This is a genomic window from Gordonia metallireducens (assembly GCF_021245825.1).
GTDB classification, from domain to species: domain Bacteria; phylum Actinomycetota; class Actinomycetes; order Mycobacteriales; family Mycobacteriaceae; genus Gordonia; species Gordonia namibiensis.
The window spans coordinates 237,900-256,968 of record NZ_JAJQJP010000026.1 but is presented as its reverse complement, the minus strand read 5'-3'; the positions used below and the strand labels follow the sequence as shown (position 1 = coordinate 256,968).

The window sequence follows — 19,069 nt, the reverse complement described above, 5'->3', positions numbered from 1 at the left end:
TCGCCCACTGCTCCCTGAGGTGCGAGAGGGCGCGTCGCCCACTGCTCCCTGAGGTGCGAGCGAAGCGAGCCACGAAGGGCTGGCGAGATAACCTCACCAGGCCTTCGTGGCTCGTCGCTACCGCTCCTCGCACCTCAGGCAGCAGGGGCAGGTCGCCCGGCGGACTCCCCTCACACCTCAGGCAGCAGGTTGGGTTGCGTTCGGCAGCAGACAATTCCGCTGTCAGTGCGTCGGCGTCGGGCCGACGGAGCGATCACCGTTGAGTCGCTTGCGGATCAGCTCAGCACTGATGAGGCACATCGGTAGGCCGATGCCCGGCCGGGTGCTCGATCCCGCGTAGTACAACCCCTCGACCTTGCGTGAGCGGTTCGTCGAACGCAGGAATGCGCTCTGTCGCAACGTGTGTGCCGGTCCGAGGGCACCACCGCACCACGAGTTCACGTTGTCGACGAAGTCCGCGGGGCCGACGGTGCGTCGGACGACGATACGGTCGGCGAGGTCGGGGACTCCCGACCACTGGGCGATCATGGCGATGGCACGGTCGGCGACCTTCTCGATGTCGGGGTCGCCGGCACCGTCCATGCCGCCGTGCCCGAGGCCGGGATCAGCTGGAACCGGGACGAGGACGAAGACGTTCTCGTGACCGTCCGGGGCCACCGATTCGTCGGTCGCCGACGGCTTGCACACGTACAGCGACGCCGGATCGGGTACCCGGGTGGGTGATTCGAAGATGGCGTCGAAGTTCGTCTTCCAATCCTCGGTGAAGTACAGCGAGTGGTGGGCGAGCTCGGGCAGCTCACCGCGGACGCCGAGGTAGGCGAGGACGGCACCGGGTCCCGAAGTAGCACGCTCCCAGTAGCGCTCCGGGAAGGTCTGCAGCTCCCCAGGGAGGAGCTTGGTCTCGAGATGGTGCAGATCGGCCGCGCCGACGACGATGTCGGCGGGCAGGTCTCGCGTGGCCCCGTCTGCGGTCTGGACACGAACGCCGACCACCTCGGCGCGACGGCGGAGTCGACGGCCCGACCGTTCCCGGGTGAGCACGGAGGTCGCGGCCGTTCCGGTGTGGATGACCACGCCGCGCTCACGAGCGACGCGTTCGAGTGCATCGACCAGAGTTGTGAAGCCGCCTCTGGGGTATCGGACGCCGTCGGCGAGGTCCATCCAGCTCATCAGGTGGTACATCGACGGTGTCCGCTCCGGCGACGAGCCGAGGAACACGGCCGGGTAGCCGAGCACCTGCTGCAGGCGTCGGTCGCTGAACTTCGACGAGATGAAGGATTGCAGCGACCGAGTCAACAGTTTCGCGAGCGTCGGCGCGTGCTTCAACACCGGGAGACCCAGGAACGCGCGTGGGGAATCAAAGCTGGTGTAGAGGAACCGTTCGACGGCGAGGTCGTACGCCTGGCGTGCCGTCTGCAGATAGGAGTCGAGAGCCGCTCCTGCACCCGGTTCGATGTTCTCGAACACCTCGCGGTTGCGTTCGTAGTCGCCGAAGATGTCGATCGGCGCCTCGTCGGAACCGTTCTCCGCGAAGAAGACCCGGTAACCGGGGTCGAGCCGGACGAGATCGAGCTGCTCCTTGGTGGAGGTGCCCAACATCTCGAAGTAGTGGTCGAAGACCTCGGGCATGAGCCACCACGACGGGCCGGTGTCGAACCGGAACCCGTCCTTGCTCCAGAGTCCGGTGCGTCCGCCGAGATCGTCGTTCTTCTCGATCACCTCGACGTCGTGGCCGTCGTGGGCGAGCAGTGCGGCGGTGGACAGACCGGCGACACCGCCACCTATGACGACGATGCGTTTGCGGGCGGTCATGCGTTCACTCCCCGTGCGGCGCGCGGCATCCCGCGGCGGGCGACGGCGGCCGCCGCGATCTTGGCCTTGCCGGCGTTGGGAACCCGGACGCGTTGCCGCCTGGCCTCGACCGCCGAGGATTCCCGAAGTCGCGCATTCAGTTCCGCGAAGAGATCGTGTGCGGTGCAGACGGCGACCCGGCTGCTCGACGGAAGGTACGGGATCGCCGCCGCGGCGGCGGTGAGGTCGAGGTCGATGTCGTCGAGCCACAGCGACCACGCCGCGTCGTCCGGGTTCTCCGGGTCGAGACCGACCAGATACCGGCGGCCCAATCCGTCACTGTCCTCTCCGAAGTCGCGCAGGAAGTTGATCTTCTGGAAGGCGGCGCCGAGTCGACGCGCACCGGGCGCGAGGTGGTCGTAGCGGGCTTCGGCCTTTGCCTCCTCGGCGAGGAACGCGCGCAGACACATCAGTCCGACGACCTCGGCCGAGCCGTAGATGTAGGACGCGAGGCTCTCGAAGTCGTGCTCGACCTGCGTCAGGTCCGACCGCATCGAGGCGAAGAACGGCGCGACCAGGTCGAGGTCGATGCCGACGCGGCGTGCGGTCCGCGCGAAGGCGTGCACCACCAGATTGCTGCTCGACCCGGTGATCATCGCCGCCGAGGTCTGTTCCTCGAGCTGGTCGAGTTCGTTGCTGCGGTCGACGAGTCCCTGCTCGGGGCGCGGTGCGTCGACGATCTCGTCGGCGACGCGGACCAGCGCGTAGATGTTGCGGACGTCGCGGCGGATGGCGGGGGCGAGTAGGCGTGAGGCGAGTCCGAAGGAACTCGAATACGACTTGATCACCAGTGCCGCGCTCGCCTCGGCGACGGCGTCGTACCGCCGATGCGGCGGGACCAGCTCGGTATGACCGGGTAGATGCATCATCCGATGGCTCCTGCGGTGTGAAGTGGGGTTGTGGATGTCATGAATTCGACACCCGGACGGTGGTCGGATGGGTCACGACCACGGCGGGGTCGGCGGCAAGTCCGTGGGGGTCGGGGCCGGGCATCTGGCGCACCTGGTCGGCGAACCAGGGGCTGACCGCCCAGGGGGTGCGCGACACGAGATTCCATACATCCGGGACCTCCGCCCAGGCGTATTCGGCGACCTCGTCCGGATTGGGCTCCAGCGAGCCGACCGGCCGGGCGACGAACACGGGGCAGATCTCGTTCTCGACGATGCCGCTCGCGTCGACGGCCCGGTACCGGAAGTCCGGCAGGACGCACCGCACCTCGTCGACGTCGATGCCCAGCTCACGCTGCGCATACCGGTGCACGGCCTCGACCACCGCCTCGCCCGGACGCGGATGACCGCAGAACGAGTTCGTCCACACACCGGGCCAGCTGCGCTTGGACAGCGCGCGCCGGGTCATGAGGATCCGGTTGTCCGCGTCGACCAGGTGGCATGAGAACGCGAAGTGCAACGGGGTGTCGACGCCGTGCACGCCCTCGCGGTCGGCGGTGCCGCAGGGGCGGCCGTCGGCGTCGGCGAGAACCACCGAGTCGTTGATCATCAGTTCCTCATCACAGTCGAGATCGTGGGTCGAGCCAGGTCCTCCCATTGTTCGTCACCGAGGGCGCTACCGGATGGGCCGGACGGTCCCGGACAGGGCCGGAGAGAACAAGGCCGGAGAGACGGCGACGGACAACGAAAATCGACGCCCTCGCATCGATGGTAGGCAGTGCGGGCGGATCAGCCCTGGTCGCCGAACCCGGCAGCGCGCATCAGCGCACACCACGTGTCCACATATGCGTCCAGATCGACGTCACCGACGAGTGACTGCTGCACGACGACGCCCTGCATCACCGACACCATCGGGAGCGCCAGATCTGCGGGTTCACCAGGCAGTTCGTGGCCCGCGTCGCGCCAACGGACCAGGACGCGCTCGAAGACCTTGCGTAGGCCCAGGATGATCTCGCGGACGATCTCGCGCAGCTCGGGGTTGTTCGCGGCCTCGCCCCAGATGGTCACCACCATCCGGAAGTCGTCGGTGAGCGGTGCGATCTCGGCGAGTACGTGCGCTGCGAGCATCCGGATGGCGTCCTCGGGTGACGCCGGGGCTCCGTGGCCGTCGGCGAGTTCGCCGAGCCCTGACTCGTAGGCCTGGAACACCGACCGCGCGACCGCGGCGATCAGCTGTTCCTTCGACGAGTAGTACGAGTACACCGCACCGGCACTCAGGCCCGATTCCCGGATCACGTCCGACATCGACGCCCGGTGGAACCCCTTCTCGGCGAAGCAGCGCCGTGCCGCGTCGAGGATCTGCTGACTGCGCTCGAGCTTGCGTTCCTCGCTGATCTTCGGCATTCGATGAGTATAAAACGAATATTCGTTCTTGATTGCCGGCGCGGCCCGGCGCATACTTCGTAAAACGAGAGTTCGTTCTTTTTGGAGGCCGTGATGGCCACGTACACCGAACCGTCCGACCGAGAATTCGCCACCGAGGATCGACCGCCCGAGTCCTCCCCTTCGCACGGACCGTCGTGGCGCATCGTCGTCGCGCTGGTCCTGGCGATACCGATCGTGGTCAGCACGATCGCGGCCATGTTCGTCTCCCTGGCCGTGGACCCCGAGCCGCATGACGTCCCGCTCGGCCTGGTCGCACCGGCACCCGCAGCGTCTGCCATCGAATCCGCCCTGGCCGATCGCGCGGGTGAGGATGCCTTCGCCGTCGAGCAGTTCGCCGACCCCGCCGCTGCGCGGGAGGCCATCGAATCCCGGGACATCGTCGGCGCCATCGCCGTCGGCCCGCAGGGCGTCACCGTGCTGACCGCCGAGGCCGCGTCCCCGGCACTCGCCCAGATCGTCGCAGGCGTCGGCACGGGTATCGCCACCGCACAGTCGCTGCCGGTCACCACGGAGTCCGTGGTCGCCCCGCCCGCCACCGATGCACGCGGCACCGGGTTCGCGGCGGGACTGCTACCGCTACTCATCGCCGGCATCGCCCTTGGCGCCGCGGCCGCGATCGCCCTCGCCGGACGGGTCTGGATGCAGGCCGCCGTCGTGCTGGTCGGCCCACTGGTCGCCGGCCTGGGGTTTGCTGCGGTCTGGTCATGGCTCGGGGTCATCGACGGCCGCGTGGTGCCGGTGGCCTTGGCACTCGCCCTGATGATCGGCGCGATCTCCTGGTTCACCGCCGGGGCAGGCGCACTCATCGGTGCACCCGGCGTCGGCATCGCGGCGGTCCTGATGATGCTGATCTCCAACCCGCTGTCCGGGCTGGCGTCGTCGCCGTATCTGCTCCCGGCGCCGTGGGGAGCCCTCGGCCAGTGGCTCCCGACCGGTGCCGGCGGCACCCTCACCCGCTCGGTCGCCTACTTCCCCGACGCCGCGATCGCCGGCCCGCTGTGGATTCTGCTGGGCTGGGTCGTCATCGGCGCGATCCTGCTCGCCCTCTCCGGGCTTCGGCGAAGCCGGGTCCGACTCGGTCGAAGCCGGGTCTGACTCCGGTCGAAGCCGGGTCTGCGTCGGGAGCGCCGGATCAGGCGCGCAGTCCGCGCGTTTGCCGGAACACCGCGACGAACAACTGGAGAAGCCCGATCGTCGCCAGGATCGCACCGATCCCGGCGATGATCGCTGCCAACGTCCGGGTACTGCCGTCGGAGAGCCCGATCTGCCACGCGACCGTGGCCACGACCATCGCGATGAAAGCGAGGATCACCCGCGAGGGCCGTTCCCAGATCGTGACGGTTCCGGGTCCTTTCATCCCGGCGGCCTGGGCCGTCGCCCGCGTGCCCTCCAGGAAGAGGGTGAGCACGGCGAGCACCACTCCCGACCACGGCGGAGCCCCGGCCATCACGACGATGCCCGCGAGGAAGATGTCCGACCACCGATCGGCCATAGTGTCGAGGACCCTGCCCCATTGCGTCGCCGCGCCGGTCTGGGCGGCGATGGCACCGTCCACCCCGTCGAGGACGGCGGCGAGAAGGATGACGACGGCCGCGACCGCGAACCAACCGCGTCCGGCGAAGGTGACCGCGAAGGCGATCGCGGTGACGGCGGCCCCGCAGACGGTGATCACATTCGGTGTGATGCCCAGTCGTACGAGGGGTCGCGCGCAGGCGTTGCTGAGGAGCACCCACCGTTCGACCCAGAACGATTCGCGGGGATCGATTCCGCCGTGCAACTCCGACCATGCGTCGAGCACTGCGTCCCGTTGGGTCTGGCGGGCCTCTCGTCGACCGGGCCGATGATCCGGTTCAGTCGACACGGTCGCCTCCGACAGTCCGGGCCGCCGCCTGTCCGACGGCCCAGCCGACGATCACCAGGATGTGGAGCACGTAGAGCCACAGTCCGGCGGCCACCACCCCGCCGATGACCCGGAGGCCGCCGTAGGGGATCCCGACGTCGATCGGCAGGGACAGGAACAGTAGGAACCCCTGCGAGAAGCCGGCGATGAACGACGCTGTGCTTAGTGCGGTCACCGCCGAGACGAGCAGGGACGGACCGCCGGGCGTGACCTTCCAGTAGACCCAGGTCAGCGGGATCGTCAGGGTGAGCCAGACGGTGAGGAACTCGATCACCACGCGGGCCGCGAGATCGCCGAGGCCGCCGGTGCCCCCGCCGTCGGGGGCGAGTGTGGTGATCGCCGATCCCACCGCGACCGCGACCGCGGTCAGGGGCGGCACGAAGACGAACAACACCAGTATCGAGAGGCGGGAGCGCCAGCCGGTGAAGCGATCCTTCTCCGGATGCATCGTCAGGCAGGCGCGTCGGAGCCCTTCCCCGTAGAACGACGCGGGGAAGAGCAGGACGAGCGCGCCCCAGCCGGTGAGGGCGATGCCGATGGACACCGCCTCGCCGAACACGTCTCGGCCACCCATCTCCGGCGGGATCAGGACCGCCAGCTCCCGCCAGGTCGACTCCGCTGCCGCATCCCCGCGCAACCACGTCGTCGACCAGATCGCGAGCAGCACCCACGGGACCACGGCGATCGCGGCGTAATAGGTCAGGGTCGCCGCGGCGGCGGCGAGGTCGCCACGGGCGAGGACGTCCTTGATACCGGACGCCACCCGACGTACCGCGGACAGCACCGTCCCCGGCGCGGAACGCGTCTGTGGGGCGGCGGAACTGAGGATCACGATGTCCGGTGTACCCGAAATTCATCACGACTAGGCACGTCCCGGGCGGAAGTGACCGACGACGCTCCGTCAGATCGAGGCGAACAGCGCGACCGCCATCCCGATCATGATCACCGCGACGACGGCGTCGAGGATCTTCCACGCCCGCGGGCTGGCGAAGAAGCGCGACAGGCGCCGAGCACCTCCCCCGAGCGCGGTGAACCACAGGATGCTGGCCAGACAGGCGCCGACGGCGAAGGCCCACTTGCCGTTTCCGTGTCCGTTGGCGATCGCACCCATCGTCAGGACGGTGTCGAGATAGACGTGCGGATTGAGCCAGGTGAGCGCCAGCGCCGTGCCCACCGCGACCCACCGGCCGGCCGATTCCGCCTCCTCGGCGTTCGCGGCGATGGCCTCGTTGCTGCGCAGGCATCGCTTCGCGGCAAGTAGCCCGAGCACAAGGACATAGAGGCCGCCGACGAGTTTGGCGACGGTGACCACTTGCGGATGCGCCGCGACGATCGCGCCGAGCCCGGCCACTCCCGCGACGATCAGCACGACGTCGGAGATCGCGCACACCGCCACGATCGCCCCCGTGTGCCGTCGCGCGACGCCCTGGCGGAGGACGAAGACGTTCTGCGGACCGATTGCGACGATCAGGCCCGCGCCGGTGAGCAAGCCGGCGATCGCGGGGAGGAGGTAACTGGACACCCGGTGAACGCTATGGGGCCTCGGCAGATCAGTACAGCGAATGTTTCTGATGAATCATTAGCTGTTCTTCATCTAGCCTGGTCGTATGGAAATCAGCCAGGAAGGCCTGCGGACGCTGGCTGCGGTCCTCCGCGAAGGCACCTTCGACGCCGCGGCCGCGTCGCTGCACATCACGCCGTCGGCGGTGAGCCAGCGGATCAAGGCGTTGGAGTCGGCGGTCGGGCGGGTGGTGCTGCGCCGGACCAAACCCGCATCGGCGACGCCGGACGGCGAGGTGCTGGTCCGCCTCGCCAGGCAATGGGAACTGCTGCTCGCCGAGACGCGCGCCGAGTTCGTCGGCGAACCCGATGACGACGACACACCGGTGATCTCCCGCCCCCGCGTGCATCTGCCGATCGCGACGAACGCGGACTCGCTCGCGACCTGGCTGCTCCCGGTGCTCGCGCGGTTCCACCGTGAGCACGCGGTCGCCGTCGAGGTCTTCCGCGACGACGAGACCCGTAGCAGCGCCCTGCTGAAGTCGGGTGACGCGCTCGCCGCGGTGACGTCGGAACCCATCGCCATCCGGGGTTGCACCCTGCAGTCCCTCGGCAGCATGCGGTATCTGCCGGTCGCGACACCGGAATTCATCAATACTTGGCTACCCGACGGGCTCGACGCCGAGGCTCTGGCGAGAGCCCCGATGGTCCAGTTCGACCGCAACGACCACATCCAACTGGACATGGTCGCGGCCCTGGCCGGACGCGCCGTCGACCCACTGGCGGCCTACATCCCGGCCTCCACCGAGTACCACCGCGCGGTGTCGCTCGGAATCGGTTGGGGCGCAGTGCCCGTCGTCCAGATCCGGGAGGCACTCGACGACGGCCGGGTGCAGCTGATCGCCGACCACCACCTCGACGTCCCGCTGTACTGGCAATACTGGAAGCTCAGTTCTCCTCTGCTGCAACAGCTCACGAACCTGGTGGTCGCCGGGGCCGCGGAGGTGCTCCGCTGACCGTGCCGGAGGGTCAGTCGTTCACCGACACCAGCGTCGGCGGCGTCTCGTCGACAAGCGGGTTCTCGATCTCGTCGCGCCACATGCGGGCCGCGAAGTAGAACGCCCACGCGATGGGAACCGGCAGGAGACCGGCCAGGACGAACGTGGCGGTCAACCCGATCGCCGACGAGACCGGGGCGGCGATCGCCATCGACACCGGCATCAGTGCGACCGACACGAAGAAATCGAGGCTCGCGATCCGGCCGAGCAGCGCCGGCGGTACACGGCGTTGCAGCAGCGTTCCCCACAGCACCATCGGGCCGTCGAACATCACGCCCATCCCGACACCGGCGGCGACGAACATCCAGGTCGCGTCGGCGACACCCATCAGGACGAGTGGCACGCTCGAGAACGACCAGATGCCGAACATGACGGTCAGATACCGCCGCGGCATCGGCAGGGACGCGAACACCAGAGAGGTGGCGGCCGCGCCGACACCGAATCCGGCGAGCACCCACGCGTGCTGGCTGGCGCCGCCGTCGATGCGCTCACGCAACGCGAAGGGCACGAGCACCTCGATCGGGCCCATCGTCGCCAGGACCAGGACGCAGGCGAAGAACAGCGTTCCCCACAGCCACGGGGTACGGATCATGTAGACGAAACCCTCGACGAGGTCGACGACGACACCGCTGCGGGCGCTCGTGCGTGCGATCTCCGCCTCGGACGTCTCCGGTTCGCCGAGTCGCCGTGACGTCACCGGGGCCATGACCAGGTAGCACGCCCCCGAGGCGATGGACGCGATGGCGGCCAGCACGACCGCCTGGCCCGGCGCGGTGGCGCCGATGACCGCACCGGCGACCATCGGACCGACGGCCTGGAACACCACCGGACGGAAGAAGCCCTCGATGCCGTTCGCCGCCTGCAGCTCCGACGCGGAGACCACACCGGGCAGCAACGCCGAGTACGCCGGGTAGTACATGCCCATCGTGACGCCGGCGAGCAGCGAGGCCACCACGACCATCCAGAGGTCGAGGACCCCGAACACCGAGGCCGCACCCACCGCACCGAAGGCCGCCATCTTGGTGACCTCGAGACCGATCATGATGTGGCGCTGCGAGATCCGGTCGGCGAGTACACCGCCGACAAGCGTCGACAGGAGCATCCCGACCGCCGCCGTCCCCGTCGCCAGGGAGACCTGACCCGGTCCACCGCCGAGGGCGATGACCTGCCAGATCACCGAGACCGTCCAGATCCCGTCGCCGAACATCGCCAGGATCAGACCCGACGCCAACAGCCGATACTGCCGTCGCGCCAGGGGCTTCAGGGCGCGCGGCAAACGGGTGTCGACGATGGTGCTCACCTTTCGAGCTTGCCGGACGCCGCCGGTCTCAGGCCAGCGAATTTCGGCGGGAGAGCACGATCAGCTGGCCTTGCGGGAGGCCTTCTTGGCCGGTGCCTTCTTCGTGGTGCTCTTGCCGGAATCGGAACTCGAGCCGCTCTTCGACGCAGTCTTCTTGGCGGTCGCCTTCTTCGCTGCGGCCTTCTTCGCGGGCGCCTTCTTGGCCGCCTTCTTCGCCGGGGCCTTCTTCGCGGTGGACTTCTCCTCGTCCGACGCGTCGTCGGAGGAGCCACGATCCTTCACCGAGGCACGCAGGGCGGCAAGCAGATCGGCGACCTCGGAGTCCTCGTCCTCGGACTTCACCTCGTCCGACTCCGGGAACGCCTCGCTGCCCTCGGCCTTCGCCTCGATCAGCTTGGACAGTTCCTCCTGGTACCGGTCCTCGAACTCGGACGGGTCGTAATCGGACGCCATCGACTCGATCAGCGAGGCCGCCATCTTCAGTTCCTGATCGCGGATCTCGGTGTCCTCGTCGAGGAAGCCGAAGTCGGGCTTGCGGACCTCATCCGGCCACAACAGGGTCTGCAGCGTCATCACGCCGTCGACGACGCGCAGCGCCGCCACCCGCGTCCGATTGCGCAGGGTGAACGTCGCGATGGCCAGGCGGTCGGTCTCCTCGAGCGCCTTTGCCAGCAACACGTAGGCCTTGGGCGACTTCGACGACGGTTCCAGGTAATACGGCTTGTCGAAGTAGATCGGGTCGACCTGTTCGGCCGGCACGAACTCGAGGATCGAGATCTCCGGGCTCTTCTGGACGGGCAGCGTGGCCAGGTCGTCCTTCGTCAGGATCACCGTCTCGCCCGATTCCGACTCATAGGCGTTGGCGATGTCGGAGTAGTCGACCTCGGTGTCGGTTCCCTCCCGCACCCGGCGGTAGCGGATACGGGTGCCGTCGGAGGAGTCGACCTGATACGACTTCCGGTCGTGACTCTCCGTCGCGGAATAGACCTTGACCGGTACGTTCACCAGGCCAAAGCTGAGATCGCCCTTCCAGATCGAGCGCATGGGGAACATTGTGCCAGGCAATCGCACGCCACGTCGTCAACCGGGCGCAACACGGCCGGGCCGACATCCCCGCGTCGATCAACCCGCCTCCGGGCCTCGGGGGTGGACAATGGGGGGATGGCAGGCGGAGAGAACCTGGAGGTCGACGGCCGCCGGATCTCGATCACCAATCTCTCCAAGGTGCTCTATCCGGCGACCGGGACCCGGAAGTACGACGTCATCGACTATTACTCGCGCATCGCCGACGTCATGCTGCCGCATCTGCGGGATCGGATCGTCACCCGCAAACGGTGGCCCAACGGTGTCGAGTCGACGCCGTTCTTCGAGAAGGACATGCCCGACAGCGCACCCGACTGGGTTCGCCGGTACGGAATCCAGCACAGCGAGCGGGTCATCGACTACGCGCTGGCCGAGGACCGCGCCACTCTCGTGTGGCTGGCCCAGATGGCGGCACTGGAGATCCACGTCCCGCAATGGCGACTACCGATCGGCCCCGACGGCGAGCGCATGGCCAACCGCATCGTCTTCGATCTCGACCCCGGCCCGAATGTCCCCCTCCACGAGACCGCGGGCGTGGCGGTGGAGATCCGGAACTGGCTGGGCGGCACCACCACCTACCCGGTGACCAGCGGCGGCAAGGGCATCCACATCTACGCCCGACTGCCCAAACCGGTGAGCTCCGAGGCCGCACGGAAGGTCGCCCGCGAGGTGGCCAACGAGTTCGCCCGGCAGAACAGCGATTTCATCACGGCCAACATGTCCAAGAAGATCCGCGACGACAAGGTCTTCATCGACTGGAGCCAGAACAACGCCTCCAAGACAACGCTGTCGCCGTACTCGTTACGCGGACGCGAGCAGCCGTGGGTCGCCGCGCCCCGCACCTGGGACGAGATCGAGGACCCGAAGATCGCCCAGTTGCTCTACACCGAGGTTCTCGACCGCGTCGCCGACGTCGGCGATCTCCTGGAGGGTCTCGACGCCCCGTACGACGACGAGCCGGAACCCGACGCCGACGAATCCGACACCGAAGACCGCGACGAGGACCTCGTCGATCCGGACACCTTGCGGGAGAGCCTCACCTCCGGCGACGGTCCCGCGCCCGACGAGCGCCCCACCGAGGAGTCGCAGCCGGGTCAGATCATCAACCTCCGTGAGTACCGTCGTAAACGGGACGAGTCCAAGACCCCGGAGCCGTTCGGCGACGAGAACCACCGGCAGCGCCTCCGCGAAACCGACGACGAGTCCGACGCCGAAGCCGAAACCGGCCCGCGCGAACCGATCTTCGTCATCCAGGAACACCACGCCCGGCGCCTGCACTACGACTTCCGCCTCGAACACGACGGGGTGCTGGTCTCGTGGGCCGTCCCGAAGAACCTGCCCACCGATCCGGACCAGAACCGGCTCGCGGTCCAGACCGAGGACCATCCGATGGACTACGCCGACTTCGAGGGCGACATCCCGGCCGGCGAGTACGGCGGCGGGCACGTATCCATCTGGGACAAGGGCACTTTCGAGCTCGAGAAATGGCGGGACAAAGAAGTCATCGTCCGCCTGCACGGCGAGAAGGTCCAGGGTCGTTACGCGCTGATCCACACCGGCGACAAGAACTGGCTCGCCCACCTGATGACCGACGAGCCGCGCCCCATCGTCCCCGACAGTCTCAGCGATCCGCGGCCGATGCTCGCTACCGACGACCCGATCGACAAGCTCAACGAACGGGATTGGGCGTTCGAGGGCAAGTGGGACGGTTATCGGCTCCTGGTCCGGTCGATCGGTGGCGAGTTCCGGCTCACGTCCCGGTCGGGGATCGACATGACGAAGGACTTCCCCGAATTCGCCGGCATCGCCGACGATCTCGGGTTGATGGACGTCGTCCTCGACGGCGAGGCGGTGGCCATCGACTCGACCGGCCGGACGAACTTCACGCTCTTCACGTCACGGAAGCACACCGAGGAGCCGTACACGCTCAAACTGCACCTGTTCGACATCCTCTATCTCAACGGGACGTCGTTGCTGCGTAAACCGTGGTCTGTACGACGCGAACTGCTCGAGGAACTCGCAACGGCGTTCCGCCGGTCGCCGTATGTCGATGTGCCGCCGCTGCTTCCGACACCGGCGAGTGCGGCGATCGAGTACAGCCGCGAACACAACCTCGAAGGCGTCGTCGCCAAGCGACGCGACTCGGTGTACCAGCAGGGTCGACGCTCCACCAAGTGGCTGAAACACAAGAACTGGAGCGACATCGAGGTGGTGGTCGGCGGCTACCGGCCCGGACGCGGCAATCGGTCGCACACCATCGGGTCGCTGCTCCTCGGACTGCCCGAGGAGACCGGACTCCGCTACGTCGGGCGCGTCGGCACCGGATTCACCGATGCGCAGCTGCGGGCGCTCGCCGAGGAACTCGAGCCGTTGGAGATCTCGCGGTCGCCGTTCCTCGACAAGCTCGACCGCCCCATCGCGTCGAGCGCGGTCTGGGTGTTGCCCAAGATCGTCGGCGAGGTGCGCTTCATGGACTGGACCACCGCGGGCCACCTTCGACACCCGAGCTGGCGCGGCATCCGCCGGGACAAACTCCCCGGAGATCTCTGATGACGGACCCCGTGCCCCCGCAGTCGGACAAACTCGACCGCTCCGTGATCGTGACCGGTCTCGTGATCGTCTCGGGCATGATCATGGTGGTTCTCGACACCACCATCGTCAATGTCGCCCTGGAGTCGCTGAGCACCGAACTCGACGCCTCGTTGTCGACGACGCAATGGGTGGTCACCGGGTATCTCCTCGCAGTCGCGCTGGTCATCCCGCTCACCGGCTGGGCGATGGACCGATTCGGCCCCAAGCCGACGTGGATCACGGCGGTGACGCTGTTCGTGTTGGGGTCTGCCCTCTGTGCGGCGGCGTGGTCGATCGAGACCCTGATCGTCTTCCGCATCCTGCAGGGTCTCGGCGGCGGCATGCTCCTGCCGGCGGGGCAGGCCATCATCACCCGCGCCGCCGGCCCCGACCGACTCGGGCGGGCGATGGCCATCCTCGGCGTCCCCATGCTCCTCGGCCCCGTCCTGGGACCGGTGATCGGCGGTCTGCTCGTCGAGTACACGAGCTGGCACTGGATCTTCCTGGTGAACGTGCCGGTCGGCCTCGTCGCGGTCGCCCTCGCAGTGTGGAAACTGCCGTTCGGCGACAAGGCCCCCGACCGTGACCGCCTCGACCTCCTCGGCCTCGCCGTGCTCTCCGGCAGCCTGGTATCCCTGCTCTACGGTCTGTCGCGCGCGAGCTCCCATGGCGGCTTCGGCGAACTCGATGTGCTCGCCTGGCTCATCATCGGTGCCGTGGGCCTGGGGCTCTACACGTGGCACAGCCTGCGCAAGGGCAAGGACTCGATCGTCGACGTCCGACTCCTGACAAACAGGGTGTTCGCCGCAGGCACCGTCTCGGTCTTCCTGGTCGCGATCGGACTCTTCGGCGGCATGCTGCTCCTCCCGCTCTACTACCAGACCGTGCGCGGCGAAGGTGCGCTGAATGCGGGCCTGTTGCTCGCCCCGCAGGGACTCGGCGCGATCGTGGCGATGGTGATCGGCGGCCGGATCACCGACCGCATCGGCGCCGGCTATGTGGTGCCCGTCGGCGTCGTGCTGGCGATGATCGGTACCTATCCCTTCACCCACGTCGGGGTCGACAGTTCCTATTTGTGGCTGAGCGTCGCCCTGTTCGTCCGCGGGATGGGCCTCGGCTCGGTGATGATGCCGACGATCTCGGCCGCCTACAGCGATCTGAGCAAGGAGGTCGTGACCCGCGCGGCCCCCACCCTCTCGGCGATCCAGCAGGTCGGCGCGTCGCTGGGTAGCGCGCTTCTGGTCACGGCGTTGACCCAGCGCCTCACCCACGAGTCGAACACCCACGGGCTCCCGGCCTCGGGCGGCGGCACCGATCAGATCGGCGCGGTCCCACCGGAAGCGATGCCCGTCATCGGTCCACTGATGGCGGACGCCTTCGGCTATGCCTTCTGGGTGGCGTTCGCCCTGACGGCGGTGATCTTCGTCCCCGCGATGTTCCTGCCGCGACATCGATCCCGGGGCACCGAGACGGCACCGGCGCCACCGGCCGGGATCTGACGGCGTCGACGGACACCCCGAACCAGCAGCCCACAGGAGGAGTCACCCATGACACCCGACGTATCCGGCGAGACGATCACGGTCCCCGCGGCCTACGGCGACACCGAGATGTACGTGACCCGTCCGGCCGGGTCCGACGACACGCCGCTGCCCGGCATCCTGTTCGTCACCGATGTGATCGGTCTCCGCCCGCGAACCCGCGCGATGGCCGACCGGATCGCGTCGTGGGGATACGTCGTCGCGGTACCGCATCTCTTCTACCGCTTCGGCACCGCCGAGGAGTGGGCGCCGGCCGACGACCTGCTGTTGCCCGAGGCCCGTGGCGCGTTCTTCAAGGCGGCGATGCCGCGGGCATCGACCCTCACCTCCGACGTCGCACGCGCCGACCTCATCGCCTACCTCGACGCCCTGCGCTCGGTGCCCGGTGTCTCCGCCGGCCCGATCGGCGTCACCGGGTACTGCATGGGTGGGCGGCTGGCCCTCAACCTGGCGGCGGCGCGTCCCGCCGATGTGGCCGCCGTCGGCATCTTCCACACCGGCAACCTGGTCACCGACACCCCGGACAGCCCTCACCTGCACCTCGTCGACATCGAGGCGTTCGTGCTGGCGATCCACGCCGACAAGGACCGCTCACTCCCCCACACCGCGGTCGCACAGTTCGAGCATGCACTCATCTCGAGTGGCGTCACACATTCGGCGACCGTCTATCCGGGTGCCGCTCACGGTTACACGATGTCGGACATCGCCGCGTACCACCACGAGGCCGCCGAGCACCATTTCGCCGAACTCGAGGGACTGTTCCGACGAACCCTGACGGCGTGAGCCCCGGCCAGGGCCGGGGCCAGTGCGCCAGAGGACTTACCGCTCGGTAGGACGACTGAGCCACACCATCGCGAGGGGAGTGTGTTTCGACTCGCGGCGCCACCGTGGTGCGCGAACAGGCGGTTCCTGGGACTAGCCTCGTGGGAGTCAGTGACCGTGACAGGAGCTCTTCGTGTTCGTTGTCGCCCACATCAGCGACCTTCATTTCAACGGGACGCGGTTCAATCGCAGCCGCATCCAGTCGACGCTGAGTTACATCAACGCACGCGCCGCCGGAATCGACGTCCTGCTGGTCACCGGAGACCTGGCCGATGAGGGCGTGCCGAGCGAATACCGGGAGGCCTACGGCGTTCTCGACAGCCCCCTGCCGATGCTCATCACCGCCGGTAACCACGACGTCCGGGAACCGTTCAGCGCCACCCTGCTCGGTGCCGAGACGTCCGGACCGATCAACCATGCCCGACGCGTCGGCGACGTCCTGTTCCTGATGTGCGACAGCTCCGTCCCCGGTCGCAACGACGGTTACATCGACGACCAGACGATCTCCTGGATGTCGGCTCAGCTCGAGGCCGAGGACCCGCAGACACCCGTCTTCATCGCCTTTCATCACCCGCCGGTCGAGCTGCACATGCCGTTCATGGACTCGATCCGGCAGACCGGCGAGGAGCGCCTGGTCCCGCTCGTCGAACGCCACCCGAACATCGTCGCGTTCCTGTGCGGACATGCACACACACCCGCCGTGACCCGATTCGCCGACCGCCCGCTGTGCATCGCGCCGGGCGTCGCCTCGACACTGAACCTGCCGTTCGAGGGCACCGAGGTCGTCAACCGAGGACAACCGCCCGGCATCGCCTTCCACATCTACGACAAGGGACGCCTCGTCACCCACTACCGTTCGGTGATGTTCTGACCGAACCCGTTCGGTGATGTTCTGGCCGAACTCCGTTCGGTGATGTATGACCGAACCCTGTTCGGGGGATGTGCTTAGCGGTCAGCCCTCGGTACCCGAACCTATGGCCGACGATCCGGCGTCGAGCAACTGTTTGAGGACCTGCCCGCCGAGGTCGGTGAGCAGACCGGGCCCGGGATCGGGGAGGTTCTGCGGGAGCGCACCCGGCTGGTGGGTGACCGGGATCCGGGCGGCACGCGTGGCCTCGAGCCGGATACCCCGCGTCTGGTCCTTGGTCAGCGGGGTGAGGTACTTGCTGAGATCGGTGGCGGTGGTGAGGGTTCCGACGACCCGCAGTCCGGTCGCGCCGAAGTCGGCCGCCCCGCGTCGGATATGACTGGGCGAGGTGACCAGGATGATGTCGCGAATACCCTTCGCGCGGAGCATCTCCGAGGTGTTCTGCGCGTTGGCCACGGTGGAACCCGACTTGTCCTCCGTCAGGATGCGGCCGGTGTCGACCCCGTTCTCGACCAGCCAGTTCTTCATCGCGGCAGCCTCGGTGATCCCGTTCTTGGGGACCCCGCCGGTCACGACGATCGGTGCGGCGGTGGTGATCTCGGACTGCGCCTTGCCCGCCGTCACCCGATTCACCAACTCCGGGGCCATCTTCCCGTTCGCGTTCAACCCGAATCCCAGGACGACGATTGCGACCCGCCCGGACACCGGTTTGGGCGTGGTGTCGGGCACGATCTGCGCGGCGGTGGCCACTCCGGAGATGACGTTGCGGGCCGTGGTGGCGAGGAGAGGGTTCAGCACCCGCAGGCGACCGAGCGCGGCATTGCTGACGGACGCCTCTTCCATCTGATCGGCCCAGATCGCCTGCAGTGCCAGCGCATCGGTGTCTGCGGGGGCCAGGGTCAGCGCCTTCTGCAACGCGGCCAGGCCGCCGGCGACGTCCCCGTTCGCGAACTTCGACTGGGCCTCGTTGTACAGCCCGGCCGGGTCGACGGCGTCCGCCACCGTCACGACGCTCGCACCGTCGGCGGGGAGAGACCCGACGGTCACACCGCCGAGCGCGGCGACCGCCATGGTCGCGGCCGCAGCCATGCGGAAACGCTTAACTCTGGTCACACCAGTCACTCGCGTAACAGTACGAGGTATCCGCAACGGCCCCGCACCCGTCCGATTCCAGATCGGTAACGGGCACGGGGCCGTCGAGGGGGAGCGCTTGCGCTGGTCAGCGCCGAAAACCGGCGACCTTCAACAGTTCCGGACGACGCAGGACCAGGCCGATCCACATCAGGACACCGAGATAGACCGCGAACAGAACCGTGCTGAACAGCGGCTCCTCGATCCGCATGTTCGCGGTGACCGCACCGCCGAGGTAGGCGGTGATACCGAGCGCGCCCAGCACCGCCGTCCGCGGGATCGCGTACACGACAAGGCAGACGAGCAACACCACGCCCATGACGATGGCCTGGTCGGAGTCGAAGCCCAGCTTCTCGGTGCCGTCGATCACCGCCTGCGGGCGGGTCAGCTTCCCGACGACGTCGAAAGCGAGGAATGCGCCGACGAGGACGCTGATGACGATTCCCACGATGCGGCGCCAGTTGCGGCTACCGGTGGTCTCGGACGGGTTCCGGGTGGTGATGTCGGTGGCCATGATGTTCTCCCTGGTGATCGAGTGGTGTGGTGGTGGCGCAGGGATAGACACGGCTCGCCCGGGAAACTCATCGGGGCTCGACGCAGCTACTCGGCGAGGGCGTCGAGCAGCGGGCGGACACGGAAGTCCACCATCTCCCTCATCACCAGAGCGGTCGTGGTGCGCTTGACGCCCTTGATGTCGAGGATGTCCCCGGCGATGCGGTACAGATCGTCCGCGTCCTTCGCAGCGACGTGCACCAGCAGATCGGCGACCCCGGTGAGACCGTGGACCTGCAGGACCTCCGGTATCGCCTCGAGCGCTGCACCGACCTGATCCAGCTTGCGCTGGGTGACATTGGTGAGCACGTAGGCCTGCAGCGGATACCCGAGGACCGCCGGATCGACGCGGCGCTCGAAGGAATGCAAGGCGCCGGCCGCATCGAGCTTGCTCAGGCGAGCCTGAACGGTGTTGCGGGACAGCCCGGTCCGCTCGGCCACCGCCATCACCGTGGCCCGGGGGTCGTCGGCGAGGACCGTCAGGATCTTGGCGTCGATCCGATCGGCTCGATGTTCGCTTGGCAAGATGCCAACCTCCGTTCCTTGCACCCCCCCGCGAAGG

The 19,069-nt window shown here is 67.8% G+C and carries 18 protein-coding genes; 6 read left to right on the top strand and 12 right to left on the bottom strand.

All coding sequences use genetic code 11. From position 1 onward, the window contains the following. Nucleotides 1–222: 222 nt before the first annotated feature. The 4 genes from crtI to LQD00_RS09980 form a co-directional block, all read right to left on the bottom strand. Nucleotides 223–1,812: a phytoene desaturase family protein gene (crtI, locus tag LQD00_RS09995; protein WP_232716981.1), complete on the bottom strand. Its 1,590-nt coding sequence runs from the start codon at nt 1,810–1,812 to the stop codon at nt 223–225. Then, the gene (locus LQD00_RS09990; RefSeq protein WP_232716980.1) at nt 1,809–2,720 is read right to left on the bottom strand and encodes a phytoene/squalene synthase family protein; all 912 of its coding nucleotides are present in this window, start codon (nt 2,718–2,720) and stop codon (nt 1,809–1,811) included. The genes crtI and LQD00_RS09990 overlap by 4 nt, the downstream gene beginning before the upstream one ends. A 37-nt stretch (nt 2,721–2,757) precedes the next feature. Continuing rightward, entirely contained in the window at nt 2,758–3,348 is a 591-nt protein-coding gene (gene idi, locus LQD00_RS09985) for an isopentenyl-diphosphate Delta-isomerase (protein WP_232716979.1), read from the bottom strand. Between the two features lie 179 nt (nt 3,349–3,527). Next, nucleotides 3,528–4,142 carry a TetR/AcrR family transcriptional regulator gene (locus tag LQD00_RS09980; protein WP_232716978.1) on the bottom strand — a complete coding sequence of 205 codons (615 nt, stop codon included), beginning with the start codon at nt 4,140–4,142 and terminating at the stop codon, nt 3,528–3,530. Between the two features lie 93 nt (nt 4,143–4,235). Here LQD00_RS09980 and LQD00_RS09975 point away from each other — a divergent pair, with 93 nt between their 5' ends. Further along, nucleotides 4,236–5,279, top strand: coding sequence for an ABC transporter permease (locus LQD00_RS09975; protein WP_232716977.1), 1,044 nt, complete (start codon nt 4,236–4,238; stop codon nt 5,277–5,279). Nucleotides 5,280–5,316: 37 nt separating this feature from the next. Here the strand turns inward: LQD00_RS09975 and LQD00_RS09970 are convergent, their stop codons facing one another. From LQD00_RS09970 to LQD00_RS09960, 3 genes are all read right to left on the bottom strand, one after another. Next, nucleotides 5,317–5,982, bottom strand: a complete 666-nt coding sequence (locus LQD00_RS09970; RefSeq protein ID WP_308195954.1) for a CDP-alcohol phosphatidyltransferase family protein — start codon at nt 5,980–5,982, stop codon at nt 5,317–5,319. 52 nt (nt 5,983–6,034) lie between these two features. Continuing rightward, nucleotides 6,035–6,916 (bottom strand): YhjD/YihY/BrkB family envelope integrity protein, encoded by an 882-nt coding sequence (locus tag LQD00_RS09965; protein ID WP_232716975.1) that lies wholly within the window; start codon nt 6,914–6,916, stop codon nt 6,035–6,037. A gap of 69 nt (nt 6,917–6,985) precedes the next feature. Beyond that, nucleotides 6,986–7,606, bottom strand: coding sequence for a LysE/ArgO family amino acid transporter (locus LQD00_RS09960; RefSeq protein WP_232716974.1), 621 nt, complete (start codon nt 7,604–7,606; stop codon nt 6,986–6,988). Between the two features lie 85 nt (nt 7,607–7,691). On the opposite strand from LQD00_RS09960, the gene LQD00_RS09955 reads away from it, so the two are divergent. After that, nucleotides 7,692–8,600 (top strand): LysR family transcriptional regulator ArgP, encoded by a 909-nt coding sequence (locus LQD00_RS09955; RefSeq protein WP_232716973.1) that lies wholly within the window; start codon nt 7,692–7,694, stop codon nt 8,598–8,600. A 13-nt stretch (nt 8,601–8,613) separates the two neighbouring features. Here LQD00_RS09955 and LQD00_RS09950 read toward each other — a convergent pair whose 3' ends face one another. Then, nucleotides 8,614–9,942 carry an MFS transporter gene (locus tag LQD00_RS09950; RefSeq protein WP_232716972.1) on the bottom strand — a complete coding sequence of 443 codons (1,329 nt, stop codon included), beginning with the start codon at nt 9,940–9,942 and terminating at the stop codon, nt 8,614–8,616. 60 nt (nt 9,943–10,002) lie between these two features. Further along, complete coding sequence (ku, locus tag LQD00_RS09945; RefSeq protein ID WP_454771246.1) at nt 10,003–10,986, bottom strand: non-homologous end joining protein Ku; 984 nt, start codon at nt 10,984–10,986, stop codon at nt 10,003–10,005. A 117-nt stretch (nt 10,987–11,103) separates the two neighbouring features. Between ku and LQD00_RS09940 the strand changes: the two genes are divergently transcribed. From LQD00_RS09940 to LQD00_RS09925, 4 genes are all read left to right on the top strand, one after another. Further along, nucleotides 11,104–13,575, top strand: coding sequence for an ATP-dependent DNA ligase (locus LQD00_RS09940; protein ID WP_232716970.1), 2,472 nt, complete (start codon nt 11,104–11,106; stop codon nt 13,573–13,575). After that, on the top strand, nt 13,575–15,095 hold the full coding sequence (locus LQD00_RS09935) for a DHA2 family efflux MFS transporter permease subunit (protein ID WP_232716969.1): 1,521 nt from the start codon (nt 13,575–13,577) through the stop codon (nt 15,093–15,095). The genes LQD00_RS09940 and LQD00_RS09935 overlap by 1 nt, the downstream gene beginning before the upstream one ends. 48 nt (nt 15,096–15,143) lie before the next feature. Further along, the gene (locus LQD00_RS09930) at nt 15,144–15,917 is read left to right on the top strand and encodes a dienelactone hydrolase family protein (RefSeq protein WP_232716968.1); all 774 of its coding nucleotides are present in this window, start codon (nt 15,144–15,146) and stop codon (nt 15,915–15,917) included. A 172-nt stretch (nt 15,918–16,089) separates the two neighbouring features. Next, nucleotides 16,090–16,827, top strand: a complete 738-nt coding sequence (locus LQD00_RS09925) for a metallophosphoesterase (RefSeq protein WP_232716967.1) — start codon at nt 16,090–16,092, stop codon at nt 16,825–16,827. Between the two features lie 81 nt (nt 16,828–16,908). Here the strand turns inward: LQD00_RS09925 and LQD00_RS09920 are convergent, their stop codons facing one another. From LQD00_RS09920 to LQD00_RS09910, 3 genes are all read right to left on the bottom strand, one after another. Then, complete coding sequence (locus LQD00_RS09920; protein WP_232716966.1) at nt 16,909–17,913, bottom strand: YdcF family protein; 1,005 nt, start codon at nt 17,911–17,913, stop codon at nt 16,909–16,911. A gap of 130 nt (nt 17,914–18,043) precedes the next feature. Continuing rightward, nucleotides 18,044–18,469 carry a DoxX family protein gene (locus tag LQD00_RS09915; RefSeq protein WP_232716965.1) on the bottom strand — a complete coding sequence of 142 codons (426 nt, stop codon included), beginning with the start codon at nt 18,467–18,469 and terminating at the stop codon, nt 18,044–18,046. An 86-nt stretch (nt 18,470–18,555) separates the two neighbouring features. Beyond that, a complete protein-coding gene (locus LQD00_RS09910) occupies nt 18,556–19,032 on the bottom strand; it encodes an Lrp/AsnC family transcriptional regulator (RefSeq protein WP_232716964.1) in 477 nt (158 codons plus the stop codon). Between the last annotated feature and the right edge of the window lie 37 nt (nt 19,033–19,069).